At 65.3% G+C, this 24310-nt stretch carries 21 protein-coding genes and 1 pseudogene; 6 read left to right on the top strand and 16 right to left on the bottom strand.

The window, feature by feature from the left end:
- Window position 1 precedes the first annotated feature (1 nt).
- From AC5RWO_RS12605 to AC5RWO_RS12585, 5 genes are all read right to left on the bottom strand, one after another.
- Window positions 2–1114 carry a pseudouridine synthase gene (locus tag AC5RWO_RS12605; RefSeq protein WP_498731729.1) on the bottom strand — a complete coding sequence of 371 codons (1113 nt, stop codon included), beginning with the start codon at window positions 1112–1114 and terminating at the stop codon, window positions 2–4.
- Window positions 1115–1145: 31 nt separating this feature from the next.
- Window positions 1146–1778, bottom strand: a complete 633-nt coding sequence (gene scpB, locus AC5RWO_RS12600; RefSeq protein WP_498731728.1) for an SMC-Scp complex subunit ScpB — start codon at window positions 1776–1778, stop codon at window positions 1146–1148.
- Complete coding sequence (locus AC5RWO_RS12595; protein ID WP_498731726.1) at window positions 1771–2691, bottom strand: segregation and condensation protein A; 921 nt, start codon at window positions 2689–2691, stop codon at window positions 1771–1773. The genes scpB and AC5RWO_RS12595 overlap by 8 nt, the downstream gene beginning before the upstream one ends.
- Window positions 2691–3578 (bottom strand): ParA family protein, encoded by an 888-nt coding sequence (locus AC5RWO_RS12590; RefSeq protein ID WP_498731725.1) that lies wholly within the window; start codon window positions 3576–3578, stop codon window positions 2691–2693. Before AC5RWO_RS12590 ends, AC5RWO_RS12595 begins: the two co-directional genes overlap by 1 nt.
- Window positions 3579–3840: 262 nt before the next feature.
- Window positions 3841–5250, bottom strand: coding sequence for a cation:dicarboxylate symporter family transporter (locus tag AC5RWO_RS12585; RefSeq protein WP_498731723.1), 1410 nt, complete (start codon window positions 5248–5250; stop codon window positions 3841–3843).
- Window positions 5251–5374: 124 nt separating this feature from the next.
- Between AC5RWO_RS12585 and AC5RWO_RS12580 the strand changes: the two genes are divergently transcribed.
- Entirely contained in the window at window positions 5375–7069 is a 1695-nt protein-coding gene (locus tag AC5RWO_RS12580; protein WP_498731722.1) for a sensor histidine kinase, read from the top strand.
- Window positions 7062–7775, top strand: a complete 714-nt coding sequence (locus tag AC5RWO_RS12575; RefSeq protein ID WP_498731721.1) for a response regulator — start codon at window positions 7062–7064, stop codon at window positions 7773–7775. Before AC5RWO_RS12580 ends, AC5RWO_RS12575 begins: the two co-directional genes overlap by 8 nt.
- A 17-nt stretch (window positions 7776–7792) precedes the next feature.
- Here AC5RWO_RS12575 and AC5RWO_RS12570 read toward each other — a convergent pair whose 3' ends face one another.
- Window positions 7793–9691, bottom strand: coding sequence for a propionyl-CoA synthetase (locus AC5RWO_RS12570; RefSeq protein ID WP_498731998.1), 1899 nt, complete (start codon window positions 9689–9691; stop codon window positions 7793–7795).
- A gap of 185 nt (window positions 9692–9876) precedes the next feature.
- Between AC5RWO_RS12570 and AC5RWO_RS12565 the strand changes: the two genes are divergently transcribed.
- From AC5RWO_RS12565 to AC5RWO_RS12550, 4 genes are read left to right on the top strand one after another with little or no spacing between them, the layout of a single operon-like run.
- Window positions 9877–10533, top strand: a complete 657-nt coding sequence (locus AC5RWO_RS12565; RefSeq protein WP_498731720.1) for a GntR family transcriptional regulator — start codon at window positions 9877–9879, stop codon at window positions 10531–10533.
- Complete coding sequence (locus tag AC5RWO_RS12560) at window positions 10530–12065, top strand: MmgE/PrpD family protein (protein WP_498731718.1); 1536 nt, start codon at window positions 10530–10532, stop codon at window positions 12063–12065. Before AC5RWO_RS12565 ends, AC5RWO_RS12560 begins: the two co-directional genes overlap by 4 nt.
- Window positions 12066–12971 carry a methylisocitrate lyase gene (gene prpB, locus AC5RWO_RS12555; RefSeq protein ID WP_498731717.1) on the top strand — a complete coding sequence of 302 codons (906 nt, stop codon included), beginning with the start codon at window positions 12066–12068 and terminating at the stop codon, window positions 12969–12971.
- Between the two features lie 30 nt (window positions 12972–13001).
- A complete protein-coding gene (locus AC5RWO_RS12550) occupies window positions 13002–14144 on the top strand; it encodes a bifunctional 2-methylcitrate synthase/citrate synthase (RefSeq protein WP_498731716.1) in 1143 nt (380 codons plus the stop codon).
- A gap of 93 nt (window positions 14145–14237) precedes the next feature.
- On the opposite strand, the gene AC5RWO_RS12545 is transcribed toward AC5RWO_RS12550, so the two are convergent.
- The 10 genes and pseudogenes from AC5RWO_RS12545 to AC5RWO_RS12500 all read right to left on the bottom strand — a co-directional run.
- Window positions 14238–14726 carry an 8-oxo-dGTP diphosphatase gene (locus tag AC5RWO_RS12545; protein WP_498731714.1) on the bottom strand — a complete coding sequence of 163 codons (489 nt, stop codon included), beginning with the start codon at window positions 14724–14726 and terminating at the stop codon, window positions 14238–14240.
- 39 nt (window positions 14727–14765) lie between these two features.
- The gene (gene xerD / locus AC5RWO_RS12540; RefSeq protein WP_498731996.1) at window positions 14766–15659 is read right to left on the bottom strand and encodes a site-specific tyrosine recombinase XerD; all 894 of its coding nucleotides are present in this window, start codon (window positions 15657–15659) and stop codon (window positions 14766–14768) included.
- Window positions 15660–15752: 93 nt separating this feature from the next.
- Complete coding sequence (locus AC5RWO_RS12535; RefSeq protein WP_498731713.1) at window positions 15753–16436, bottom strand: NUDIX domain-containing protein; 684 nt, start codon at window positions 16434–16436, stop codon at window positions 15753–15755.
- Window positions 16437–16438: 2 nt separating this feature from the next.
- Window positions 16439–18145: a CTP synthase gene (gene pyrG, locus AC5RWO_RS12530; protein WP_498731712.1), complete on the bottom strand. Its 1707-nt coding sequence runs from the start codon at window positions 18143–18145 to the stop codon at window positions 16439–16441.
- A 122-nt stretch (window positions 18146–18267) separates the two neighbouring features.
- A complete protein-coding gene (recN, locus tag AC5RWO_RS12525; protein WP_498731711.1) occupies window positions 18268–19992 on the bottom strand; it encodes a DNA repair protein RecN in 1725 nt (574 codons plus the stop codon).
- Window positions 19989–20981, bottom strand: coding sequence for an NAD kinase (locus tag AC5RWO_RS12520; RefSeq protein WP_498636929.1), 993 nt, complete (start codon window positions 20979–20981; stop codon window positions 19989–19991). The genes recN and AC5RWO_RS12520 overlap by 4 nt, the downstream gene beginning before the upstream one ends.
- Window positions 20978–21832 carry a TlyA family RNA methyltransferase gene (locus AC5RWO_RS12515; protein WP_498731709.1) on the bottom strand — a complete coding sequence of 285 codons (855 nt, stop codon included), beginning with the start codon at window positions 21830–21832 and terminating at the stop codon, window positions 20978–20980. Before AC5RWO_RS12515 ends, AC5RWO_RS12520 begins: the two co-directional genes overlap by 4 nt.
- A 7-nt stretch (window positions 21833–21839) precedes the next feature.
- Window positions 21840–22061, bottom strand: coding sequence for a hypothetical protein (locus AC5RWO_RS12510; RefSeq protein ID WP_498731708.1), 222 nt, complete (start codon window positions 22059–22061; stop codon window positions 21840–21842).
- A 44-nt stretch (window positions 22062–22105) separates the two neighbouring features.
- Window positions 22106–23089, bottom strand: a complete 984-nt coding sequence (locus AC5RWO_RS12505) for an HAD-IIA family hydrolase (protein WP_498731706.1) — start codon at window positions 23087–23089, stop codon at window positions 22106–22108.
- Window positions 23090–23093: 4 nt separating this feature from the next.
- Window positions 23094–24310, bottom strand: a pseudogene (locus AC5RWO_RS12500) (hypothetical protein); the annotation flags it as partial.

Genomic DNA, 24310 nt, shown 5'->3' with positions numbered 1-24310 from the left:
TCTACATCCCTACCGTTGCCAGCAGGTGACCGATTTCCGTCCTGCCCAGGGCGCGGATGGTGCCCTGCCGCTGGTCGTTCAGCCTGATCGGGCCCACCTGGGTGCGGACCAGCCGCACCACCGGATGTCCAACGGCGTCGAAAAGCCGGCGCACAATCCGGTTCTTGCCCGAGTGCAGCACAACCTCCACCAGAACGTGCCCCGGGGTCGAATCCACCAGCCGGAAGGAATCAACCTTGGCTACGCCGTCTTCGAGCTCGATGCCGTCCTTCATCTGGGCACCGATGCCGTGGGCCATCGGGCCGCGCACCTGGACCAGGTAGGTCTTGGGCACCTCGTAGGACGGGTGCGTCAGGCGGTTGGCCAGTTCGCCGTCGTTGGTCAGCAGCAGCAGACCCTCGGTGGCCTGGTCCAGCCGGCCTACGTGGAACAGTCGCTGGTCCTTGTTCTTTTTCAAGTAGTCGCTGACGCAGGGGCGGCCTTCCGGATCCTCCATGGTCGAGACAACACCCTTGGGCTTGTTGAAGACGTAGTACACCAGGGACTCGTCCGTCTGGATCCGCATGCCGTCCACGTGGATGACCGCCGTGGCGGGGTCTACACGCACGCCCAGCTCGGTGACGACAACGCCGTCGACCTCCACGCGGCCGGCTTCGATCATGTCTTCGCAGACGCGGCGCGAGGCAACGCCTGCACCGGCGAGCACCTTCTGCAGCCGCACGCCCTGCGGATCATGCTGATCGGAGGTCTCGCCGTGTCCGGTTCTGGGCGTCTTGGCCTTCTTCGGGCGGTTGTTCACCGGACCGAGGTTCTGGCCGAAACGCTCCTTGCCGTAGGGGCGCGGCCCGGCGGACGCGGCGTTGGGGCCGGGCTTGCGGCCCGCGGGGGCACCGGGCTTGCGGCCTGCGGCTGAGCCCGGCTTGGCGCCGGCGGACTGGCCCGGGCGCGGTTTGCCGGCCTGGGATCCGTCCTGCGGCTTGCCGAAGGACTTCCCGGAGCGGCCCTTGCCGGCGCCGCCGGAGAAACCGCCACCGGGTTTGCCTGACTGCCGGGGGCCCTTGCCGCCGCCGCGTGGGTTGTTGCGGCCGGAACCGGATCGGGGCGCCTGTGTCATGGTCTGTCCTTAGAACTAGCGAGAGTCAGTCTTAGATATCGGAGTCGTCGATGTCTGCCAAATTTTCCAGCCCCGGCAGATGCGGTGCCAGTTTGGGCAGCTCGGAAACATTTCCTATACCCAATCTTTCCAGAAAATACGAGGTGGTCTTGTACAGGAGGCCTCCTGTCTCCGGATCCGTGCCCGCATCCTCAATCAGACCACGCTGGACGAGGGTCCGCACCACCGAGTCCACATTCACTCCGCGGATGGCCGAAACCCGTGCCCTGGACACCGGCTGGCGGTAGGCAATCACGGCCAGCGTCTCCAGCGCGGCCTGGGTCAAACGGGCAGTCTGTCCCTCCAGAATGAAGCCGGATACGATGTCGGCAAAATCACTGCGTGAGAAGATCCGCCAGCCGCCGGCAATGCTGCGCAGTTCGAATCCCCGGGGTGCCCCGTCAGGCGAGCCCCCGCCGTCGTAATCCCTTTGGAGCTCCTCCAGCAGCGTCCGGACTGCGGCTACCGGCAGGCCCAGGGCGGTGGCAAGTTCGACGTCGGTGGCCGGCTCGTCGATGACCATCAGTACCGCTTCGAGGGCAGCACGAGGTCCGCCGGGGAGGGACTGCAGGTCGGCGCCGGCTTCGTCGGCGGCCAGCGGCGCGGGGTCGGCTCCGTTAGTCATCCTGCCCTTCCTCTCCGGCCGCGGCGGGCTCGGGTCCATCCCCGGGGACGGTCGCGGACGCCGGCATGTCTTCGTATTCTTCGCTGAGCCGTTCGGTACTCCAGTCCCTGTCGGGCCCGGTCCAGCGCACCGTCAGATCTCCCAGCGGCGACGCCTGGTCAAAGGCGATGACTGCGTCGCGGAACATTTCCAGCAGGGCCAGGAAGCGGGCGACCACCACCGTTGTGTCGGCAGCATCCGCGGTCAGCGCCCGGAAGGACAGCGGCCCGCCACTTTGGAGCCGGTCCGCGATGATCGCCGCCTGTTCCTTCACACTGACGGCAGGAGCATGCAGGTGCGCCAGCCCCACCTCGGTGGGCTTCGGTGCTTTCGGCTCCAGTGCCTTGGCCGCCAGTTTGGCGAAATCCGCCAGCGACGTCCGCCAGATCAACTCCGGCAGCAGCGCGGCGAACTGCGGCTCCAGGCTGACCTGGCGCGGGTAGCGGGCGGCTTCTTCCTCGAGCCGGCGGCCCATCAGCGCGGCAATCTGCTTGAACGCCTTGTACTGCAGCAGGCGGGCAAAGAGCAGGTCCCTGGCTTCGAGCAGAGCGATGTCCTCGTCGTCTTCCACTTCGCCAGTGGGCAGCAACCGTGCTGCCTTGAGATCCAGCAGCGTCGCGGCGATGACGAGGAATTCGCTGGCTTCGTCCAGCGCCCAGTCCTGGCCGGACTCTTGCGGGCGCCGGATGTAGGAAATGAACTCATCCGTGACCCGGGCCAGCGCGACCTCGGTGATATCCATCTCATGTTTGGAGATCAGGCCCAGCAGCAGGTCGAAGGGGCCGCTGAAATTGTCCAACCGGACTTCGAAACCGGGGCGGCCCTCGGCCTGCGGTTCCGCCAGCGTTTCCGCCGCCGGTCCCGCATCAGTCATCAGGGTGCGCCGCCGCGGGCGATCAGCTCCCTGGCCAGCTGGCGGTAGGCGCCGGCGCCAGCGTGGTTGCCTGCATAGGTGGTGATCGGCTCCGCGGCCACCGTGGCGTCGGCAAATTTGATGGTGCGCTTGATGACGGTCTCGAAGACCTTGTCGCCGAAAGCTTCCAGCAGCCGGCCGATGACCTCGCGGCTGTGCAGGGTGCGGGCGTCGTACATGGTGGCGAGAACGCCGTCGATCTGCAGGCGCGGGTTCAGCCGGTCCTGGACCTTCTCGATGGTCTCCACCAGCAGTGCCACGGCCCGCAGGGCGAAAAACTCGCAGATCAGCGGGATGATCACGCCGTGGGCGGCGGTGAGGGCATTGACGGTGAGCAGGCCCAGCGAGGGCTGGCAATCGATCAGGATCACATCGTAATCGTCTTCGACCTTGCGCAGCGCCCGGTCCAGCACCTGCTCACGGGCGACCTCGTTGACCAACTGGACTTCCGCCGCGGAGAGGTCGATGTTGGCCGGCAGGAGATCGATGTTTTCGAATTCGGTGCTCTGGATGGCTTCCTGGATGTCCGCCTTGCGGTCCATCAGCACGTTGTAAACGGTGAGGTCCAACTCGTGCGGATTTGTGCCCAGCCCGGCGGAAAGGGCTCCCTGGGGATCGAAATCCACCAGCAGGACACGCCGCCCCGCCTCGGCCAGCGCGGCACCCAGATTAATGGTCGACGTGGTCTTGCCGACGCCGCCCTTCTGGTTGACCATGGCGATGATCCGGGCAGGTCCGTGTGAAGTCAGCACGGGTGGCTCGGGAAATTCAGTGAGCGGCCGGCCGGTGGGGCCCATGACCGCGTCTTCCGCTTCCTGCAGAGTCGTCGAACCCTGTTCGCTACTCACGTATCTATCCCAGCTTCCATCGTTTCGCGGCTGTTCTTCTTCCAGACAAGGTTACAGTCACGGTGCTGTCATTTCCCGAATATGCCATGCGTCACCGGCGAGCCTTTAGCTTCAAGTAGAGGTCTAAGGTTTACACTCCCCGACCCTTGTGGAAACGGCTGGATCCGCCAGGACCGACGGCCAAACACCGACGGCGGCACGCGCCGGGAAGGCACGCACCGCCGTCGTTATGGAACCCGGACTCGCAGGTTCCGTGGGACTGCTACTGGCGGGAGGTCGCCAGTTCTGAGTCGCGTGCAGGTGCAACGGCCTCGCGGACGGGCTCCGAAAGGTCCTCGGCATTTTCTTCCGACATGTGGTCGGCATTCATCGTCTCTTCATCGAAGGGAAGCCGTCCGCCCAGGACCTCGTCCACCCGGGGGCGGTCGATTTCCTTGGTCCAGGTGCCGATCAGCACGGTGGCCACTGCGTTGCCGGTGAAGTTGGTCAGGGCGCGGGCTTCGGACATGAAGCGGTCGATGCCGACGATGAGGCCGACGCCGTCGACCAGGTCCGGCCGGTGGCTCTGCAGCCCGCCGGCCAGGGTGGCCAGCCCGGCGCCGGTGACGCCAGCAGCACCCTTGGAAGCGATGATCATGAAGACCAGCAGCGAGATCTGCTCCCCGAGCTCAAGCGGCTTGCCCATTGCCGTGGCAACAAAGAGCGCTGCCATGGTCAGGTAGATGGCGGTGCCGTCCAGGTTGAAGGAGTAGCCGGTCGGAACCGTCACGCCGACCACGGGCTTGGAAACGCCCAGGTGTTCCATCTTTGCGATCAGGCGGGGCAGCGCGGCCTCGGAAGACGAAGTGGAGAAGATCAGCAGGTACTCGCGGCCCAGGTACTTCATTAGCTTGAAGATATTGACCCCGGTGCACAGCTTCAGGATCAGGCCCAGCACCACGGCAATGAAGAGGACACAGGTGATGTAGAAGCCGATCATGAGGGTGGCCATGCTGATGATGGCCTGGACGCCGGTGGCGCCGACCACGGCGGCAATGGCGCCGAAAGCACCAATGGGAGCCAGCCACATGACCATGATGAGGATGCGGAACACCAGCGTCTGGATGTGGGCGATACCGCGTAGGATCGGCTTGCCTGCGGGGCCCATCTTCTGCAGCGCGAAACCGACGATCAGCGCGACGAACAGGGTCTGCAGGATGTTGCCCGCCGTCAACGAGGACAGCAACGTGGTGGGGATGATCCCCAGCAGGAAGTCCACGGTACCGTGGCTCTCGGTGGCTTCCACCTCGTAGCCGGTGCCCGAAATGTCCAGGCCCTCGCCCGGGTGGATCAGGTTGCCGACGACCAGGCCCAGGCCCAGGGCAAAGGTGGACATGAGCATGAAGTAGCCCAGGGCCATGCCGCCGACTTTGCCCACCGTCGCGGCTTTGGCAATCGAACCGACGCCCAGCACAATGGTGCAGAAGATGACCGGGGCGATCATCATCTTGATCAACCCGATGAATGCGGTGCCGATGGGCTTGAGCGACTGGGCGAAGTCAGGAGCGACCAACCCGATCACGGCACCGAGCACAACGGCTACGATAACCGCGATGTAGAGAAAGTGCGTCTTGTCCTTCTTCTCCTTCTTAGGCTTTGGCTTAGTCTGGGGAACCTTCAGCGTCGATGCCATGGGTTGCTCCTTTTGGAAGGTGAGGTGCCGCCGGGGCTGGCGGAGCGTTCGAAACCATGTTGCCGGTCACAGTGACTCCCATCACCATTACGTTCATACTGTTCGCAGACCGAAAGGAAACCGCATGAAGAGCTGGAGCCTCGCGGCGCGGATATTCGCCGGCCAGCTCATTTTCCTGACGGTGCTGACGGCAGTGGTGGCTACGGTTTTGTTCCTCGACGCGCGGGACCAGAATTACAGCCGCGCCGAGCAGCGCATGCGCTCCGTCGCCGTGACCATCGCGGCCAGCCCCTTTGTCCTGGAAGCGGTCCAGTCGCCCAATCCGACCTCGGCCCTGCAGCCGTATGCGCGCGACATCATGCACGATGCCTCGGTGGACTTCATCACGATCATGGCTCCCGACGGCACCCGCTTCACCCATCCGGATCCCGCCGAGATAGGCAGAACGTACATCGGCAGCACCGAGCAGGCGCTGCGAGGCGAGATCTGGACCGAAACCGTTGCCGGCACGCTGGGCCCTTCCGTCCGGGCCATCGTGCCGATCCAGGACGAGGACGGCACCGTCCATGGGATGGTGGCCACCGGTGTCACGGTCACCAATGTCTCGGTGGCCATTGCTGCCCGGCTCCCCTTCGTGATCCTCACTGCCGTGGCCGTCATGGCGGCGTCGTCGGTGGCCTCCTGGCTCCTCAGCCGCTACCTGAACCGAGCCACCTTGGGCTGGGGCCCGGAACAGCTGTCCAGAATTTTCATCTTCTACGATTCGGTCCTGCATTCGGTCCGCGAAGGGGTGGTTCTGGTCGATCCCGGCGGACAGCTGGTGCTCTACAACGACCAGGCGGCCCGGCTGCTGAACCTGCCGCCCAGGCCGCCGGGAGGCCCGGCCCTGGACATCGCCGTCCTGAAGATCCCGGGGCCGCTGAAAGAGCTGCTGCTCAGCGGCCGCGTTGCGCGGGAAGAGGTGCTTGTGACCGATGACCAGGTACTGGTCGTCAGCCAGGACCCTGCCGTGCGCCCGCCGCAGCGGACTCGGGCAGCCGGCGCCGCGGCGGGAAGCCGTACCGCAAAGCCGGCCGCGCCGCTGGGAACCGTGGCGACCTTGCGCGACCGGACCGAGGTCCAGTCCCTGGCCGGCGAGCTGGAGTCCATGCACACCCTCACCGACGCGCTCCGGGCCCAGACGCACGAGCACTCCAACAGGCTGCACACCATCGTGTCGCTGATCGAACTGGGCAGGGACAGCGATGCGATCGAGTTCGCGGCCCGCGACCTGCAGCAGTCGCAGCAGCTGACGGACAAGGTGGTCTCCGCCGTCGACGAACCCTTCATTTCGGCGTTGCTGGTGGGCAAGGCAGCCCAGGCCAATGAGCGCGGTATCGAGCTCAACATCACGGCGGACACAGCCTTCGGCGCCGAGACAGTTCCCGCCGGCGCCCGTGCCGGGCTCGATCCGGCCGCGCTCGTGACCATCGTGGGCAACCTGCTGGATAACGCATTTGACGCAGTCTCAGGGTCGGAGCACCGGGAAGTCTCGATAGACTTCCTCAGCACTGCCGAAGAATTGTGGATCGAGGTTCACGACAGCGGACCGGGGATTCCGGAATCGGAGTTGGAGAGCATTTTCAGCCTTGGCTTCAGCTCCAAGGCCGACGGCGGCAGGCGCCGCGGCGTGGGCCTGGCCCTCGTGCGCCAAGCCGTTAGGAGATTGGGCGGGCAACTGACCGTGGACAATGAGGATGGAGCCGTGTTCACCGTGTCGCTGCCACTGCATCCGGTCCAGCCGGCCGCGGGAGAGGAAACAGGAGGCACCCATGCCTGATCCGATCCGCGTCCTCGTGGTCGAAGACGAATCCGTGGCAGCTGCCGCCCATGCGGAGTATGTCCGGCGGATCGACGGTTTCCAGCTCGCGGGTGTGGCGCACACGGGTTCCGAGGCTTTGGCCTTTTTGGGGCTGTCCCCCGGAAGGCAGCAGGAGTCCGCCGTCGCCGTCGATCTGGTGCTGCTGGACATGAACCTGCCGGATCTGCACGGACTGGATATCCTGCGCAGAATCCGCGGTTCCGGCCTGCCCGTGGAAATCATCGCCGTAACTGCGGTCCGGGAGCTGCCTATTGTCCGCAAGGCCATTGCCTCCGGCATTGCGCAGTACCTGATCAAGCCGTTCACCTTCGCGGCCTTCAGCGACAAACTCCATCACTACCGGCAGTTCCGGGACAGCCTTGCCCAGCACGGCAGCGCAACAACCCAGGAAGCTGTGGACCGCGCCTTCGCCGCACTGCGCACCCCGGCCGCGGCCACCCTGCCCAAAGGTTTTTCCGAAGAGACCCTGCAAAGCGTCATCACGCTGCTGAAAGGCAGCCAGTCCCCCATCTCGGCGGTTGAAGTCACCGAACAGCTGGGCATGTCCCGGGTGACCGCACGCCGGTACCTGGAGCACCTTGCCGAGCAGAACGCTGCCGTCCGGTCTCCCCGCTACGGCACGCGGGGACGGCCGGAATTCGAGTACGCCTGGCGCCGGGTGTGATGCCGGCGAGCGCCGGGCTAGGACCGCAGCAGCCGCACAAGGTCGTCGATCACCAGCGGATCCTCGATGGTGGAAGGCACAGTATACGCTTCGCCGTCGGCGATCTGCCGCATGGTCTTGCGCAGGATCTTGCCTGACCGCGTCTTCGGCAGTGCGGCCACGATCCGTATCTCCTTGAAGTCCGCGACCGGCCCGATCTGCGAGCGCACCAGGTCCACCAGTTCCCGCTGAAGCTGGTCCTGCGCCATTTCGCTGCCGGCCTTGAGCACCACAAATCCGCTGGGTCGCTGTCCCTTGAGGTCATCGGCAATACCGACGACGGCGCATTCGGCCACGACCGGGTGCCGTGCCACGGCCTGTTCCATTGCCCCGGTGGAGAGCCGGTGGCCCGAGACGTTGATGACGTCGTCGGTGCGGCCCATGACGAACAGATAGCCGTCCTCGTCCAGGTAGCCGGAGTCCCCCGTGGTGTAATAACCGTCGAAGATGTCCAGGTAGGACCGGATGTACCGCTCGTCGTTGCCCCAGAGCGTTGTCAGGGTTCCCGGCGGCAGCGGCAGCCGCAGCACGATGTTGCCTTCGGTGCCGGGCGGCACGGGCTGCCCGCCTGCGTCGACGATTTCCAGCCGGTACCCCGGCACCGGCACAGTGGGCGATCCGGCCTTGACCGGAAGCTGCTCCACACCGAGCGGATTGGCTGCGATGGCCCAACCGGTCTCCGTCTGCCACCAATGGTCGATAACCGGCACCTGCAGGGCAGCCGAAATCCACTCATAGGTCTCCGGGTCAAGCCGCTCCCCCGCCGCAAACAGTGTGCGCAGGGAAGAGATGTCATAGTCCTTGACCAGCTCGGCCGCAGGGTCGGCCTTGCGGATGGCCCGTAGCGCAGTGGGGGCGGTAAAGAGAACATCCACACGATGGTCCTGGACTACCCGCCAGAATGCGCCGGCATCCGGGGTCCCCACCGGCTTGCCTTCGTAAAGCACCGTGGTGGCTCCGGCAATCAGGGGTCCATAAACAATGTAGGAGTGCCCCACTACCCAGCCGACGTCGGAAGCGGTCCACATGACGTTGCCCGGGCCAACGTTGTAAATGTTCTTCATCGACCACGCCATCGCCACCGCATGGGAGCCGTTGTCCCGCACCACGCCCTTCGGGGCGCCGGTGGTACCGGAGGTATAGAGAATGTAGAGCGGGTCGGTTGCCTTGACGGACACCGGCTCCGCCGGCTCGGCTGTTGCCGCCAGCGCGTCCCAGTCATGCCATACCGTGGCGGCTGCCGTGAAGTCCTCGACGGTGTGATGGAAACCCTCCCGCGCCTTGACGATCACATCGGCAACGGCGTGGCCTGCGAGCTCGATGGCTTCGGCGACCGCCGGCAGGTACTCGATCCGGCGCGACGGTTCGATTCCGCCGCTGGTGGTCACAATGGAGGAGGGGCGTGCATCATCAATCCGGGCGGCGAGTTCCTGTGCCGCAAACCCACCGAACACCACTGAATGGATCGCTCCGAGCCGGGCTACCGCCAACATGGCCACGGCGGCCTCGGGAATCATGGGCATGTAGATGATGACCCGGTCGCCGTGCCCCACTCCCCGGCCGCGCAGCACCCCCGCAAAGCGCTCAACCTCGGACAGCAACTCCTGGTAGGTGTAGCTGCGCTGCCGCCCCAGCATCGCCGAATCATAGATCAGCGCGGTATCCCCGCCACGGCCGGCAGCAACATGGCGGTCCAGGGCGTTGACGCTGGTGTTGAGCTCGCCGTCCGGAAACCAGCGGTAGATCGGCGGGTTGCCGTCGTCGAGCGCCTGGGCAGGCGCCTGGTCCCACTGGATGGCCGAGGCTGCATCGAGCCAGAACTTCTCCGGCTCATCGCAACTGGCCTCGTACATAGTGCGGTAGCTGTCCACGCTGATCCCTTTCGAAACTTCGATGTGATGCTCGCCATACTATCGGCCCAAACCTGCAGCAAACAAGAGCGGTGTATACATTTTCGTGCGGTTCTCCCAAGAAATCCGCGCTTACCCTTGATTCCCTCCCTGCTGTGTATACACTGGTGCTGTATTCAAATTCACCAGAACCTGCAGAACGGGAGGTGCCAATGCGTGCCAGCGAACGTGCCTATTGGGCCTTGCGGGAGGACATCGTCGAGTGGCGGTTGCCGCCGGGGACCGTCCTCGGGGAAGTGGAACAGGCCGAGCGGCTCGGGGTCTCCCGCACTCCCCTGCGTGAAGCGCTGGGACGGCTGACTGCCGAAGGCCTGGCTGCCCCGCACAGCGGCCGCGGCGTCGTCGTCACGGCCATCTCGCTGGATACCGCTGCCGAACTCTTCGAACTGCGCACCGCGCTGGAGTGCCAGGCCGCGTCCCTGGCGGCACGGCGCGGGGACCCGGCAGTCTTCAAGCGCCTGCAGCAGGAGTTCGCCTCGGCGGCCCAGCTGCTGCGCGGAGATGATCCGGCCCGCCATGACTACTACGCTCTCGTGGGCCGGCTGGACCGGGCCATCGACGAGGCCATCGACAACGCCTACCTGCTGCAGGCGCTGAAGAACCTGCGGGTGCATCTGGTCCGGATCCGCCGGCTGGCCAAAGACAATCCCGAACGCCTGCTGGCAGCAGCCACGGAGCACGCCAACATCGCCGGGGCCATCGCCGCCGGGGACGGCCAGCTCGCCGCGGCGGCCACCGCAGTACATCTTTACCAAAGCCTTGAACATCTCAAAACCACCCAACCGTCAGCCGAGAGGACAGCCTCATGACCGTCAACCACAAAGTCCGTGTCTACCGCAGTGAAGAGAACCTTCCGCGGCAGGACCAGCTTGCCTACAAGATCGCGAAGGTCGCCGTCGACCCGGTGGAAGTCAGCGACGACGTGACCGATATGGTCATCAACCGCATTATCGACAACGCCTCCGTGGCCGTTGCGTCGCTGAACCGCGGCCCGATCGTGGCCGCCCGTTCACAGGCGCTGAGCCACCCGGTCTCGGCGAACGGCAACGGGGCAGGGATCTACGGCGTTGCCGGCAAGACCTCGCCGGAGTGGGCTGCCTGGGCCAACGGTGTCGCCGTGCGCGAACTGGACTACCACGACACCTTCCTCGCCGCCGAGTACTCCCACCCGGGCGACAACATTCCGCCCATTCTCGCCGTCGCGCAGCACACCGGCGCCAACGGCCGCGACCTCGTGCGCGGGATCGCCACCGGCTATGAAATCCAGGTGGATCTGGTGAAGGCGATCTGCCTGCACAAGCACAAGATCGACCACGTCGCCCACCTCGGCCCGTCCGCCGCAGCCGGCATCGGCACCCTGCTGGGTCTCGACGTCGAAACCATCTTCCAGGCCGTGGGCCAGGCACTGCATACGACGACGGCGACCCGCCAGTCCCGCAAGGGCGAGATCTCCACGTGGAAGGCCCATGCACCGGCGTTCGCCGGCAAGATGGCCGTGGAAGCCGTTGACCGGGCCATGCGCGGGCAGACCTCGCCGGTGCCCATCTACGAAGGCGAAGACGGCGTCATCGCCTGGATGCTGGACGGACCCGAGGCCGCCTACGAGGTGCCGCTGCCCGCCGACGGCGAAGCCAAGCGGGCCATCCTCGATACCTACACCAAGGAGCATTCCGCCGAATACCAGGCACAGGCCCTGATCGATCTGGCCCGCAAGCTGCACGGCGAGCACCCGGAAGCCACCAACCCGGCGAACGTGGACAAGATCGTCATCCACACCTCGCACCACACGCACTATGTCATTGGCTCCGGTGCGAACGACCCGCAGAAGTACGATCCGAAGGCCTCGCGGGAAACGCTGGACCACTCCATCCCGTACATCTTCACCGTCGCCCTGCAGGACGGAAAGTGGCACCACGTCGATTCCTACAGCCCGGAGCGCGCCGGACGTGCCGATACCGTGGACCTCTGGCACAAGGTGGCCACGGAAGAAGACCAGGAATGGACCCGCCGCTACCATTCGCTGGACATCAGCGAAAAAGCCTTCGGCGGCCGCGTGGAGATCACGCTCAAGGACGGCAGCACCATTGTGGATGAGATTGCCGTGGCCGACGCCCACCCGCTGGGTGCCCGCCCGTTTGCCCGCGAGCAGTACATCAACAAACTGCGCACGCTGGCTGCCGGCCAGAACGGCTACCGCCTGGTGGAGGAGGCCGAAATCGACAGGTTCCTCGCCGCCGTCGAACGTCTGCCTGAACTTGGCGCGGGCGAACTGGACCAGCTCAACATTGCAGCGGCCGACGGCGTCATCGACCTGAGCGCCGGACCGAAGGGGATTTTCTAAATGCTGTACGCGAAAACCACCCCCGAGCAGAAGCGCGTAGCGCTGCGTGATGGCCTGGCCTCGGGCACCATCCAGCAGTTCCCCGGTGCGTTCAACCCGTTGTCGGCACGGCTGATCGAGGAGAAGGGCTTTAACGGCGTCTACATTTCCGGCGCCGTTCTGGCCAATGACCTGGGCCTGCCCGATATCGGACTGACCACGCTGACCGAAGTGGCTACCCGGGCAGGACAGATCGCGCGGATGACCGAGCTGCCGGCGATCGTCGACGCCGACACCGGCTTCGGCGAGCCCATGAATGTGGCCCGCAGCATCCAGGAACTCGAAAACGCCGGGCTGGCCGGCTGCCATATCGAGGACCAGTTCAATCCGAAGCGCTGCGGCCACCTGGACGGCAAGAACGTGGTGGATCTGGAGACCGCCACCAAACGCATCCGCGCCGCAGCCGATGCGCGCCGCGACCCGAACTTCCTGATCATGGCCCGGACCGATATCCGGGCCGTGGACGGCATCGAGGCAGCACAGGACCGTGCCAAGGCCCTGGTGGATGCCGGTGCCGACGCCATCTTCCCCGAAGCAATGCGCAACCTGGAGGAATTCCAGGCCATCCGCGACGCGGTGGATGTACCGGTGCTGGCAAACATGACGGAGTTCGGCAAGAGCGAGCTTTTCACCACCGAGCAACTGGCCTCAGCCGGCGTCAACATTGTCATCTATCCGGTCACGCTGCTGCGCAGTGCCATGGGTGCCGCGGAACGCACTTTGGACACCATCAAGGCCAAGGGTTCGCAGCAAACCGACGTGGAAAACATGTTGACCCGTGCACGTTTGTACGAATTGGTGGATTATGAAGCTTATAACCACTTCGACACTTCGGTCTTCAACTTCCAGGTACCCGGACAACACTGACGGCATCGCTGTCTTGATAAAGGAGTCGCTATGACCAGCGAAGCAACCACAGAAGCACCGCAGATCCACAAGGGACTTGCCGGCGTCGTCGCCGATACTACCCGCATTTCCAAAGTCAACGCGGACACCAATTCCCTGCTCTACCGCGGTTACCCGGTCCAGGATCTGGCCGCCCAGTGCAGTTTCGAGCAGGTCGCCTATCTGCTCTGGCACAGCGAACTTCCAACCAACGCGGAGCTGGCTGAATTCACCGCCCACGAGCGCTCCGGGCGGGCACTGGACCCGGTGGTCAAGTCCGTCATCGATACGCTGCCCACATCGTCCCACCCCATGGACGTGTGCCGAACGGCGGCGAGCGTCATCGGGGCACGGCATCCGCGCTCGGAGGACTCGTCGCCCGAAGCCAACTTGGCCAAGGCCAAGGACCTCTTCGCCGCGTTCCCCGCCGTGGTTGCCTATGACCAGCGCCGCCGGCGCGGCCTGGACGTTGTAGAGCCCCGCGAAGACCTGGACTACTCGGCCAACTTCCTCTACATGACCTTCGGCGAGGAAGCTGCACCTGAGGTGATCGAGGCCTTCAACGTCTCGATGATCCTCTACGCCGAGCACTCGTTCAACGCCTCGACCTTCACGGCGCGCGTCATCACCTCGACCCTGGCGGATCTTCATTCCGCCGTCACCGGGGCCATCGGCGCGCTCAAGGGCCCGCTCCACGGCGGCGCCAATGAGGCCGTCATGGACACCTTCGAAGAGATCGGCACCGAAGGCGGCGACATCACCCGGCGCGCGCAGGCGTGGCTGGAGGATGCCCTGGCCACCAAGAAGAAGATCATGGGGTTCGGGCACCGTGTCTACAAGAAGGGCGACTCGCGCGTACCGACCATGAAGGCCGCCCTGGACAAGATGATCGCGTACTACAACCGGCCGGACCTGGCCGAGCTGTACACGGCATTGGAATCGGCCATGGCCGAGAAGAAGAACATCAAGCCGAACCTGGACTATCCGGCCGGCCCGACGTACCACCTGATGGGCTTCGACACCCAGACGTTCACTCCGCTGTTCGTCGCCGCCCGCATCACCGGCTGGACGGCACACATCATGGAGCAGCGTGAAGCCAACTCCCTGATCCGTCCGCTGAGCGAGTACAACGGACCCGACCAGCGTTCGCTCTGACCGATAAACAGCCGCAACGCAGGATGCCCGCCGTACTTTCGGCGGGCATCCTGCGTTGCGGGTAGTTCCATGGCTCGCGGCAGAGCGCCGGCTTTACGAAAGCGGCTCCAGCGGATCGAACCTGGCCGCGGTTTCATTGTCGTCGTTGAGCACGATGCGGAAGTTGGGCATCGCCCCGGTGAGTGCCAGGGGCAGCCACGTGCCGGCGTCGTGCCACATGAGCGCCAGCGGCAGCGCGTCCAACCCGAACCATTCCGGGACAATTTCCTCGGATTCTGCCGGTTCGCCGGACCAGCGGCGCGCGACAAAAAGCGCGGCATCCATGTTCCACAGCGGCTGTGACGGGAAGTCGAACAGGATCCGTCCCGCAGGTTCCAGGTCCTCCTGCCGGACCGTCACGCCCGTCTCTTCCATGACCTCGCGGCAGGCAGCCTCCGGTGCGGTCTCCCCCGGCTCAAGCTTTCCGCCGACCCCGACGACCTTGCCGGTACCGAAACCGGACTTCTTGTGGCCCAGCAGTACCGCAAGTCCGCCGTCCTTTTCCTGCACCAGGAAGCACAAAGCCACGGCCACTTCAGTCATGAGCCGAGTCTATCCTTCCTGACCTGCCGGCAAGGCGTGCTAACCCAGCGCCCGGGGATGGGCCGCGGCGTAAACCTCGCGCAACGTGTCTGCGTTGACCAGCGTGTACACCTGTGTGGTGGTGACCGACGCGTGGCCCAGCAGCTCCTGCACCACCCGCACGTCCGCGCCGCCTTCAAGCAGGTGGGTCGCAAATGAATGCCGCAGCGTGTGCGGCGAGACGTCCCGGCCAATGGCGGCCTTCTCTGCCGCCGTTTTCAGGATGGTCCATGCGCTCTGGCGGCTCAGCCGTCCGCCACGGGCGTTCAGGAAAAGCGCGGGTGTGCCGCGGCCTTTGGCAGCGATGCCCGGACGGGCGCGGACCAGATAGTCGTCCACGGCCTTGGCCGCATAGGATCCCAGCGGCACCAGCCGCTCCTTGGAACCCTTGCCCAGCAGACGTACGACGGCGGGCCCCTCGTCGATGGTCTCGACGCTCACGTCATCGACGTCGAGACCGACGGCCTCGCTGATCCGCGCGCCGGTTGAGTAGAGGAATTCGAGCAGCGCACGGTCACGCTGGCCGGTGGGCGTTTCGGTACTGACCGCTTCCAGAATCCGGGTAACTTCGCCGACCGAGATGGCTTTGGGCAGGCGTTTGCCCGGCATCGGCGGGTGGACGTCGGTGGCCGGATCCGTGGCGGTGATCCCCTCCAGGCTCCAGAACTTGTGCAGGCCGCGCACCGCCACGATGGTCCGTGCCGCGGAACGGATGCTCAGGGCCGACGCTCCGTCCGATCCATCGGAAAGAACCTGCGCGAACGCAGTGACGTCTTGCCGGCTGATTTTCACCGGGTCATCGACCGACCGCTGTTCCAGGAAGTGCAGGTACCGCTTCAGGTCCCGGCGGTAGGCGGCCACCGTATTGGCCGCCAGGCCGCGTTCAACGGCCATGTGCTGCAGGTAGTCCGATATGGCGCCGCCCAGCGCCGTCGTTCCTAGATCACCGGCCGTGGTGGCGGCCTGCACGCTTCCGGCCATGCAACGTCACTGCCCCGTCCCGGCGGCCGGCGCCGGGTGGTGCCGCTGCGAGGGATGCTCCGGCCAAGGTGCGTCGGCCGGACGCAGCCCTTCAAAGCCGCGCCGTGACGCTTCGGCGGCAGCCAGGACGCCGGCCACGGCCGACGGATTGTGCAGACGGCCTGCCATCACGGCTTGCACGGCGTCGTCGAGATCCACCCACAGGTGCTCGATTTCTGCTTCTTCGTCCGTTCGCGTGTGCAGGTCAGCTTCGGGAACTTCAGTCAGGTTTCTGGCCAGGTAGATGCGGATGGCTTCGCTCGACGAGCCCGGTGAATTGAAGAAGTCCACCAGCACATCCCAGCGGCCAGCCGCGAGGTCCGCTTCCTCGGCCAGCTCCCGGGCAGCCGCAACCACAAAGTCCTCGCCCTCAACATCCAGCAGGCCGGCCGGGATCTCCCACAGGGACATCCGGACCGGCTGCCGGTACTGCTTCAGGAGCAGGATGCGGCCGTTGTCGTCCATGGCCACGACGGCTACCGCACCCGGGTGGGCGATGTAGTCGCGGACCAGGACGTCCTCGGCGTCACCGGAGAGACGGAAGGTATCGCTGACAACGTTCCAGATCCTGCCCTCGTACAGCGTCTCGGAAGCAACAAGCGTGCGCGGATCAGGCTGATCGGCAAACACCTTCGGACCGGCGTCGGACATGGCTAGGCTCCGGCTTTCGAGACCGGCTTGCCGTGGTTGAGCGCCGCGGCTACCAGGCCGGCGAACAGCGGATGCGGCCGCGTCGGACGGGAGCTCAGTTCCGGGTGCGCCTGGGTCGACACGTAGTACGGGTGCACCTTCTTGGGCAGCTCGACGAATTCCACCAGCTTGCCGTCAGGCGACGTTCCGGAAAACACGAGGCCCGCCGCTTCCAGCTGCTCCCGGTACTTGTTGTTCACCTCATAGCGGTGGCGGTGGCGTTCGCTGACCTTGGTGGAGCCGTAGGTCTCGGCAACCACGGAGCCGCCCTTGAGCGCGGCCTCGTAAAGCCCCAGCCGCATCGTGCCGCCAAGATCGCCCTTGCCCTCGACGATATCCAGCTGTTCTTCCATCGTCGCGATCACCGGGTGCTTGGTATCGGGGTCGAATTCGGTGGACGAGGCGTCCTCAAGACCGACCACGTTGCGCGCGTATTCCATCACCATGGACTGCAGGCCCAGGCACAGGCCCAGCGTCGGCAGCTTGCGTTCGCGGGCGTATTTCAGCGCGCCCAGTTTCCCTTCCAGACCGCGGATGCCGAAGCCTCCCGGCACGCAGATGGCGTGGACGCCGGCCAGCGACCTGGCCGCACCTTCTGCTGTGGCACAGTCATCGGAAGGCACCCAGCGGATCTTGACCTTGGTTTGATTGGCGAAGCCGCCCGCGCGCAGCGCTTCCGTCACGGAAAGGTAGGCGTCCGGCAGGTCGATGTACTTTCCGACCAGAGCGATCTCGATCTCGTGCTTGGGATTGTGGACGGCCTCCAGCAACCGATCCCACTTGGTCCAGTTCACGTCCTTGAACTTCAGATCCAGGTGCTGGACGATGTATGCGTCGAGCATCTGGGCATGCAGGGTCTTCGGGATGTCGTAAATGCTCGGGGCGTCCGGGCAGCCGATCACGGCATCCGCGTCCACATCGCACATGCGGCCGATCTTCTCCCGCATGGCCTCCGGGACCTCGCGGTCCGAGCGGATGACGATGGCATCCGGCTGGATGCCGATGGAGCGCAACGCCGCCACGGAGTGCTGCGTCGGCTTGGTCTTCAGCTCCTGGGACGGGCCAATGTAGGGCACCAGCGAGACATGCAGGAAGAAGACGTTATTGCGCCCGACATCCTGCCGCACCTGGCGGGCGGACTCGAGGAACGGCTGGGACTCGATGTCGCCGACGGTGCCGCCAATTTCGGTGATGATGACGTCCGGCGCCTTCTTGCCCTCGGCGGGCAGTCGCATCCGGCGCTTGATTTCATCGGTGATATGGGGAATGACCTGTACGGTGTCCCCGAGGTACTCGCCGCGGCGCTCCTTCGCGATGACCGTGGAGTAGATCTGGCCCGTTGTCACGTTGGCCAGCCCGTCCAGGTTCTCGTCCAGGAAGCGCTCGTAGTGTCCGATGTCCAGATCCGTTTCGGCGCCGTCGTCGGTGACAAAGACTTCGCCGTGCTGGAAGGGGTTCATCGTGCCCGGATCCACGTTCAGATAGGGATCCAGTTTCTGCATGGTCACGGAGAGTCCACGCGCCCGGAGCAGGTGTCCGAGGCTGGAAGCTGTCAGACCCTTCCCGAGAGAAGACGCCACGCCACCGGTGACGAAGATATGTTTGGTCGTCTTGGACGACTTGGAAAACCGGGAATTTGTTCGCTGCACCACGGAATTCGAGCCTATCACCTTTCCAGCGGCTCCGACTGCCAGAACCGCTACGGCCACCCGTTCGTGTTGGATGACACAGCCTCAGCTTCCCGCCGCCAATAGCGGCGGCGGGAGTCTGTTCCTCCAGCCGATCGTACAGCTTAGCGGCTTCCTTTGGCCCCTTCGATCAGTTCCTGTGCATGGGCACGGGCCAGTTCGGATTCCTCCTGGCCGGCCAGCATCCGGGCGAGCTCCGTCACTCGCTCTTCATCCGAGAGCAAGGTGACGTCGCTGGCCGTCACGCCTTCGGAATTCTTGGCTGCGGCGCCTGAGGTTTTGTAGACACGGATGTGCTGGTCGGCGAAGGCTGCAACCTGCGGCAGGTGGGTAACCACGATGACCTGAACGTACTTGGCCAGCATGGCCAGCCGCCGCCCGATCTCCACCGCGGCTTTACCGCCGACGCCGGAATCAACCTCGTCGAAGACAAACGTCGGCACCGGATCCACCGCAGCCAACACTACTTCGATGGCGAGCATGACACGGGAGAGCTCACCGCCGGAGGCACCCTTGCCCAGCGGACGCGGCGGTGCTCCCGGGTGCGGCTTCAGCAGGAACGCGATGTTGTCCGCCCCGTGCGGTCCCAGCTCCTCGGCAGGCTCGAGCTGGATGTGCAGTTCGGCGTCCGGCATGGCCAGTGCCGCCAGCTCCTTGCCCACCTTGCGGCCGAGTTCGCCGCCGGCCTTGCCACGCATGGCGGTGATCTTGCCGGCGGTTTCGGTGAGTTCGGTCTCGAGCGCGGCGATTTCCGTTTCCAGCGCCTCGATCCGGCTGGAATCGTCGGTCAGCTCTTCCAGGCGCTGGCGGGCGATTGCGCTCCAGTCCAGCACCTCGTCGATGCTCGGCGCATACTTGCGCACCAGACCGGCAAGACTGGCCCGGCGCGCCTCCAGCTCCGCCAGCCGTTCGGGGCCTTCGTTGTCCAGCGAAGCAGAGTAGCTGGCCAGATCGGCCGCAACGTCGGCCAGGATGTAGCCGACTTCTGCGAGCCGGCCTGCGGCCTTGCCCAGTTCCGGGTCATCCGCCTGGACCTGCTCCAAGGATCGTTTCGCCGCGTCCACCAGCGATGTGGCATCGCCGGAGTCGGCGAATTCCTCCGCGATCAGCGCCTGGTGCGCCAGCTGTGCGGCAGCGCGCAGCTGCTCCACGTTGGCCAGCTTGGTGGCCTCCGCCTTGAGCACCAGGTCCTCACCAGGCTGCGGGTCGATACCGTCGATTTCCTCCAGTGCCAGTTGCAAGGACTCCGCTTCGCGCAACCGTTCACGGGCCTCGGTCCGCAGCGACTGCAGCTCCGCCGTCGCCTGCCGCCAGCGCTCGTAGGACTGGCGGAACGCCGTCAGCGCCTTGGCCAGCTTGGGCCCGCCGAACTTGTCCAGGGCCTCCCGCTGGGCGCTCTGGCTCTTCAGCCGCAGCTGTTCCGACTGGCCATGGACCGCCACCAGCTGTTCGCCGATTTCAGCCAGCGTACCCACCGGAGCCGAACGGCCGCCGACATGCGCCCGGCTGCGGCCGTCAGCGTTAACGGTACGGGCGAGCATCAGCTCCGCTTCGCCGTCGTACTCTTCAATGTCCGCGCCGGCATCCTGCGCGCGGGCGATGGCGGGACTGTCCGGAGCAAGCCGGACCACGGCTTCGGCGACGGCGGAGGAAGCACCGGTACGCACCGCCCCGGCGTCCGAACGGGCGCCAAGCAGCAGACCCAGCGCGGTCACCACCATGGTCTTTCCGGCGCCGGTTTCACCCGTGACCACGGATAGCCCGGGGCCTAGCGGCAACACGGCCTCGGTGATGACACCGAGGTTGCTGATTCGGATTTCCTCAATCATCGACGCTCCTCCTCGGGCGGGGTGTGGTGCGGTTCGACCGTCCGGATGGTATCCAGCGGCGTTGTCTGCGGCTGCGCCTCGTCCGCGCTGACCGGACCGCGCCAGCCCTTGGTCGGCAACTCGAACTTGCGTACCAGCCGTTCGGCAAAAGGCGTGCGCCTGGTCCGGGCCAGCCGCACCGGCTTGTCCGAGCGCGTTACCTCGACACGGGAACCGGGCGGCAGGTCGAGGCTGCGCCTGCCGTCGCACCAGAGCACCCCATTGGCATCCGTGCGGTTCAGCAATTCCACGGCCATGACCGAGTCCGGGGCCACCACCAGCGGTTTGGCAAACAGCGCATGCGCACTGATCGGGACCATCAGCAGGGCCTCCACCTCGGGCCAGACCACCGGTCCCCCGGCCGAGAAACCATACGCCGTCGAACCGGTCGGCGTTGCCATCACCACCCCGTCACAGCCGAAGGAGCTGATGGGCAGCGCGTCGACTTCGACGACGACCTCGACCATCCGCTGGCGGTCCCCCTTTTCCACGGTGGCCTCGTTCAGCGCCCAGGTGTGGCCGATCTTGCGCTTGTCCAGCCAGACCTGCACGTCGATGGTCATCCGTTCCTCAACGGTGTACTGGCGCTCCACCACCCAGTGGACGGTCTGGGCAAGGTCAGCACGTTCGCTTTCCGCCAGGAAGCCCACGTGGCCCAGGTTGACGCCCAGCAGGGGCACATCGGAGTCCCGGACCAGTTCGGCGGAGCGCAGAATGGTACCGTCCCCGCCGAGCACCATGCCCAGGTCCACGTCCTTGAGCTTCACGTCTTCGTCCAAAATCTCGAGGGGAGCTGCCAGATGGGAATAAACCTGGCGGATATGCTCCGCTTCTTTGCGCCGCATCACCGGAACCAGCCCGGAGGCATGGAGCTGGGCACACGTTTCCTGGGCGGCGGCCAGAGCGTCGTGGCGCCCGGTGTGGGCCAGAACCAGAATCCGTCTGCTCATGCGTTTACTCCCGGTAGTTTGTTGGGCTGTTCCGCATCCGGCGGTTCCGGATACTGTTCCATGGCATTGCGGACGGCGGCATCAAGCTCAGTTCCGATCCTAGCCGGGGCCCGGATAGCGGGTACCTTCATCCACAGGAAGAACTCAACATTACCGTCCTGGCCGGGCAGCGGACTGCGGGCCAGCCCCTTGATGTGCAGTCCATGCTCCAGCCCGCTGCGTACCACCTTTTCCACCGCCCTTCGCCGTTCGGCTTCCGAACTGACGACGCCGGTGCTCGCCAATGACTCACGTCCCACCTCGAATTGGGGCTTCACCATCAGCACCATGTCGCCGTCGGGCTCTGTGGCCGCGCTGAGGGCCGCCATCACCAAGGTCAGCGAGATGAAGGACAGATCCGCAACCGTCAGCGAGACCGGACCGCCGATATCGGCACTGTCGAGATACCGGGCGTTCACGCCCTCGAAGAGATGGACCCGCTCATCGGCGCTCAGTTGCGGCACCATCTGGCCATGACCGACGTCGACCGCTACTACCTCCCGCGCGCCGGCTTCAAGGAGCACCTGGGTGAAGCCACCGGTGGACGCCCCGGCGTCCAGGCAGCGGCGGCCCTCGGTGTCTACGGCCGGGAAGGCACGAAGCGCGCCGGCCAGTTTGTGCCCGGCCCGGCTGACGTATTCAGGCTCGCCCGCTGCCGCCACTTCCAGCTGGTCGTCGGCTGCCACAGCGGCGGAGGCCTTCCGTACGATGTTCCCCCCGCGGCTCACCAAGCCGGCGGAGATAAGCTTTGCGGCATGGGTCCGGGATCTTGCCAGTCCGCGGGCTACCAGTTCCTGATCCAGTCTCGTCATTCCTGCCTCAGTCTGCTCCAGCATCCAAATCAGCCAGCAGGCCATCATGCATGTAGGTAAAGACGGCAGCATGTTCGGTTATCGGGACTTGCGGCAGCGAAGTCAACGGCTCGATGATTTCGTCCACGCTCTCGTCCTCGGTGGACGCAACCGAGACCGGCCACTGCGTAGCGGCTGATTCCGGCGACGGCTGTCCAGCGGAAGTGATCGGGTCAGTCATCGAATCCATCGGTCAGTTCCTTCCACCATCAGGGGCTGTTCGCCCGGCCTGCTTCAGTCTATCGACGCGTGCGCGGCCAGTTCCGGCAAGAACGCGGCTGGCGTTTCAGGGTGGGCGTTCCACCATGCGGCGCAGGCGGCCCGCCAGGTGTCGAGCTCGTTGCGGTCACCGCTATAACGGACTACGCCGTTCTCGACCGTAGCGCTCGAGCGGCCACAGGTGAAAATTCCAGCGGCAGAAGTTACCTGCGGATACGGCTGGTACAGATCGCCCAGATTGGCCAACAGGTAGCGCGGCCGTTCGGCTGTCCGGGCGGCGAGGATCGTTTCCACCGTATCGACGCCGGTCAGCACCGCCGCCGTATGCATGCCCGCGTTGTTGCCGCCAAGGATGTCGGTGTCCAGACGGTCTCCGACGACAAGCGGTGTCTTCGCCTGGAGGCTTTCCGCCGCCGTCGTAAAGAGAGCCGCCTCAGGCTTACCTGCCACCAGCGGCGTCGCCCCAGTGGCTGTCTGGACGGCAGCCACCAGCGACCCGTTTCCCGGTGCTATCCCCTCGGCGCGGGGAATCGTCAGGTCCGTATTGGTGGCTACCCAGAATGCACCGGCTGCTATGGCATACGATGCCTGGGCCAGATCCAGCCAGCTCACCGCAGGATCAAAGCCCTGGATGACAGCGTCGGGCCGCTGGGCAGCGGAGTCCACGGGGATAAAACCCAAGGCTTCAATCTCGTGGACCAAGGTCCGGCTGCCGGTCACCAGGACTTTGGCTCCCGGCGCCACATGCTTTGCCAGCAGCGCGGCGCCGGCACGGGCGGAACCAAACACTTGGTCGGCCCGCGCCGGCGCGCCCAGTTCGCGAAGATGGGCCGCAACCTGCTCGGAGGACCGGGACGCGTTGTTGGTGATATAGCCCAGTCTGACGCCGGCCGCCGGCAACCTGTCGAGAGCCTCAGTGGCTCCTGCTATGGCACCGGCACCAGCGTAAACCACCCCGTCCAGATCACAGAGCAGAGCGTCATACCCATCAATCAACATCGGTTCAGTCTTCGTCTCCGGGTCGCTTGACGTCCTGTTCACCTGTAACCGGGTCCTCGATTTCATGGAGGTCTTCGTCCTCGAGCGCTGCCTCGGAAAGACGCGGTTGACCGTCGTTGCCCGCGGTGTCGCCTTCCGCGAGACCTGATGGCTCTTCATCTGGTTCGGCGCTGCCTGCTGCCTCACCCGGAGCCGCTTCGTATCCACTGGACACGTCGCGTGGACGCCGGGCTTCCGGCTCCTCATCTTCATCAACGAGGTCGAAGATTTCAGGCTCGGCAAACTCTCCTACGCCCAACGCGCTCTCTGCCAGTCGCGCCTGGCGACGCCACTGCTCGGCTTCTTCGGCTCGGTTCACGGCCTCAAGGGCGTCCGCGTAGGCCCGGAACAACCTGGGGCTGTATGAGAATGCCCGGTTCTTGTCGAGCTGCGGAATCTCAAGCGCGGCCACGGCAGCGTCATACTGCTCCAGATCCATCCGGGCACCAGACGCCACAATCGCCAGTTCCACTTTGCCGGCAGCGTCCAGGTCCGTAGCTTCCTCGGAACGGATCATCTCGAGGGCACGGTCAGGGCGCCCAAGTCCGCGCTCACAGTCTGCCATTACGGGCAGGTGTGCATTGGAGCCGCTGATACGACGGTAGGTACGGAATTCCCGCAGCGCCTCACCGTAGTGGCCGGCAGCATAGGCAGTCAGTCCAACAGCCTCGCGGACCGGAGCCATCCGGCCGCCACGGCGGCTGGCTGCCAGGGCATGCTGGAACGAGAGCTCGGGATCCTCGTCCATCAGCCGCGCGGCCATCACCAGGTGCTTGGCAACCCACTCCGCGCTCTTTGATTCCAGCGTTCGCAACTGTGCACGGATAACCCGGTCCAGTTCCTGCCCGGTAACGTCATCGTCGATCTGGGGAGAGCGCGGACGATCAGCCCTGTTGGAGCTGCGCAGATCCTGTGCATTCTTCAGTGGAGGCTGACCAGCGCCTCGGTCAGCCCCATACTTCCGTTCGCCGAAGCGCTCTTCTCCATCGCGGCGCGGCTTGAATCCCGCCGCGCCCCGGTCGGAGCCACGGGGGCCGCCGCGGTCCTGACGCGGACGATCGCCGTACTCGCGCCGCGGACCATCGGTGCGGTCCTGACGCGGACGGTCCCCGTACTCACGGCGAGGCTTATACCCCTCGGCGCCACGGTCTTGGCGTGGACGATCGGTGTACTCGCGCCGCG

Source organism: Arthrobacter sp. B055-34, from assembly GCF_059090425.1.
The sequence above is the reverse complement of the archived record's forward strand: the minus strand, read 5'-3'. Positions and strand labels throughout refer to the sequence as shown.

What these genes read in the sequence shown, in the direction of transcription:
- AC5RWO_RS12605 (WP_498731729.1), bottom strand. Translation starts at nt 1,114, where the DNA reads ATGACACAGGCGCCCCGATCCGGTTCCGGCCGCAACAACCCACGCGGC.
- scpB (WP_498731728.1), bottom strand. Translation starts at nt 1,778, where the DNA reads ATGACTAACGGAGCCGACCCCGCGCCGCTGGCCGCCGACGAAGCCGGC.
- AC5RWO_RS12595 (WP_498731726.1), bottom strand. Translation starts at nt 2,691, where the DNA reads ATGACTGATGCGGGACCGGCGGCGGAAACGCTGGCGGAACCGCAGGCC.
- AC5RWO_RS12585 (WP_498731723.1), bottom strand. Translation starts at nt 5,250, where the DNA reads ATGGCATCGACGCTGAAGGTTCCCCAGACTAAGCCAAAGCCTAAGAAG.
- AC5RWO_RS12580 (WP_498731722.1), top strand. Translation starts at nt 5,375, where the DNA reads ATGAAGAGCTGGAGCCTCGCGGCGCGGATATTCGCCGGCCAGCTCATT.
- AC5RWO_RS12575 (WP_498731721.1), top strand. Translation starts at nt 7,062, where the DNA reads ATGCCTGATCCGATCCGCGTCCTCGTGGTCGAAGACGAATCCGTGGCA.
- AC5RWO_RS12565 (WP_498731720.1), top strand. Translation starts at nt 9,877, where the DNA reads ATGCGTGCCAGCGAACGTGCCTATTGGGCCTTGCGGGAGGACATCGTC.
- AC5RWO_RS12560 (WP_498731718.1), top strand. Translation starts at nt 10,530, where the DNA reads ATGACCGTCAACCACAAAGTCCGTGTCTACCGCAGTGAAGAGAACCTT.
- prpB (WP_498731717.1), top strand. Translation starts at nt 12,066, where the DNA reads ATGCTGTACGCGAAAACCACCCCCGAGCAGAAGCGCGTAGCGCTGCGT.
- AC5RWO_RS12550 (WP_498731716.1), top strand. Translation starts at nt 13,002, where the DNA reads ATGACCAGCGAAGCAACCACAGAAGCACCGCAGATCCACAAGGGACTT.
- AC5RWO_RS12545 (WP_498731714.1), bottom strand. Translation starts at nt 14,726, where the DNA reads ATGACTGAAGTGGCCGTGGCTTTGTGCTTCCTGGTGCAGGAAAAGGAC.
- xerD (WP_498731996.1), bottom strand. Translation starts at nt 15,659, where the DNA reads ATGGCCGTTGAACGCGGCCTGGCGGCCAATACGGTGGCCGCCTACCGC.
- AC5RWO_RS12535 (WP_498731713.1), bottom strand. Translation starts at nt 16,436, where the DNA reads ATGTCCGACGCCGGTCCGAAGGTGTTTGCCGATCAGCCTGATCCGCGC.
- recN (WP_498731711.1), bottom strand. Translation starts at nt 19,992, where the DNA reads ATGATTGAGGAAATCCGAATCAGCAACCTCGGTGTCATCACCGAGGCC.
- AC5RWO_RS12520 (WP_498636929.1), bottom strand. Translation starts at nt 20,981, where the DNA reads ATGAGCAGACGGATTCTGGTTCTGGCCCACACCGGGCGCCACGACGCT.
- AC5RWO_RS12515 (WP_498731709.1), bottom strand. Translation starts at nt 21,832, where the DNA reads ATGACGAGACTGGATCAGGAACTGGTAGCCCGCGGACTGGCAAGATCC.
- AC5RWO_RS12510 (WP_498731708.1), bottom strand. Translation starts at nt 22,061, where the DNA reads ATGGATTCGATGACTGACCCGATCACTTCCGCTGGACAGCCGTCGCCG.
- AC5RWO_RS12505 (WP_498731706.1), bottom strand. Translation starts at nt 23,089, where the DNA reads ATGTTGATTGATGGGTATGACGCTCTGCTCTGTGATCTGGACGGGGTG.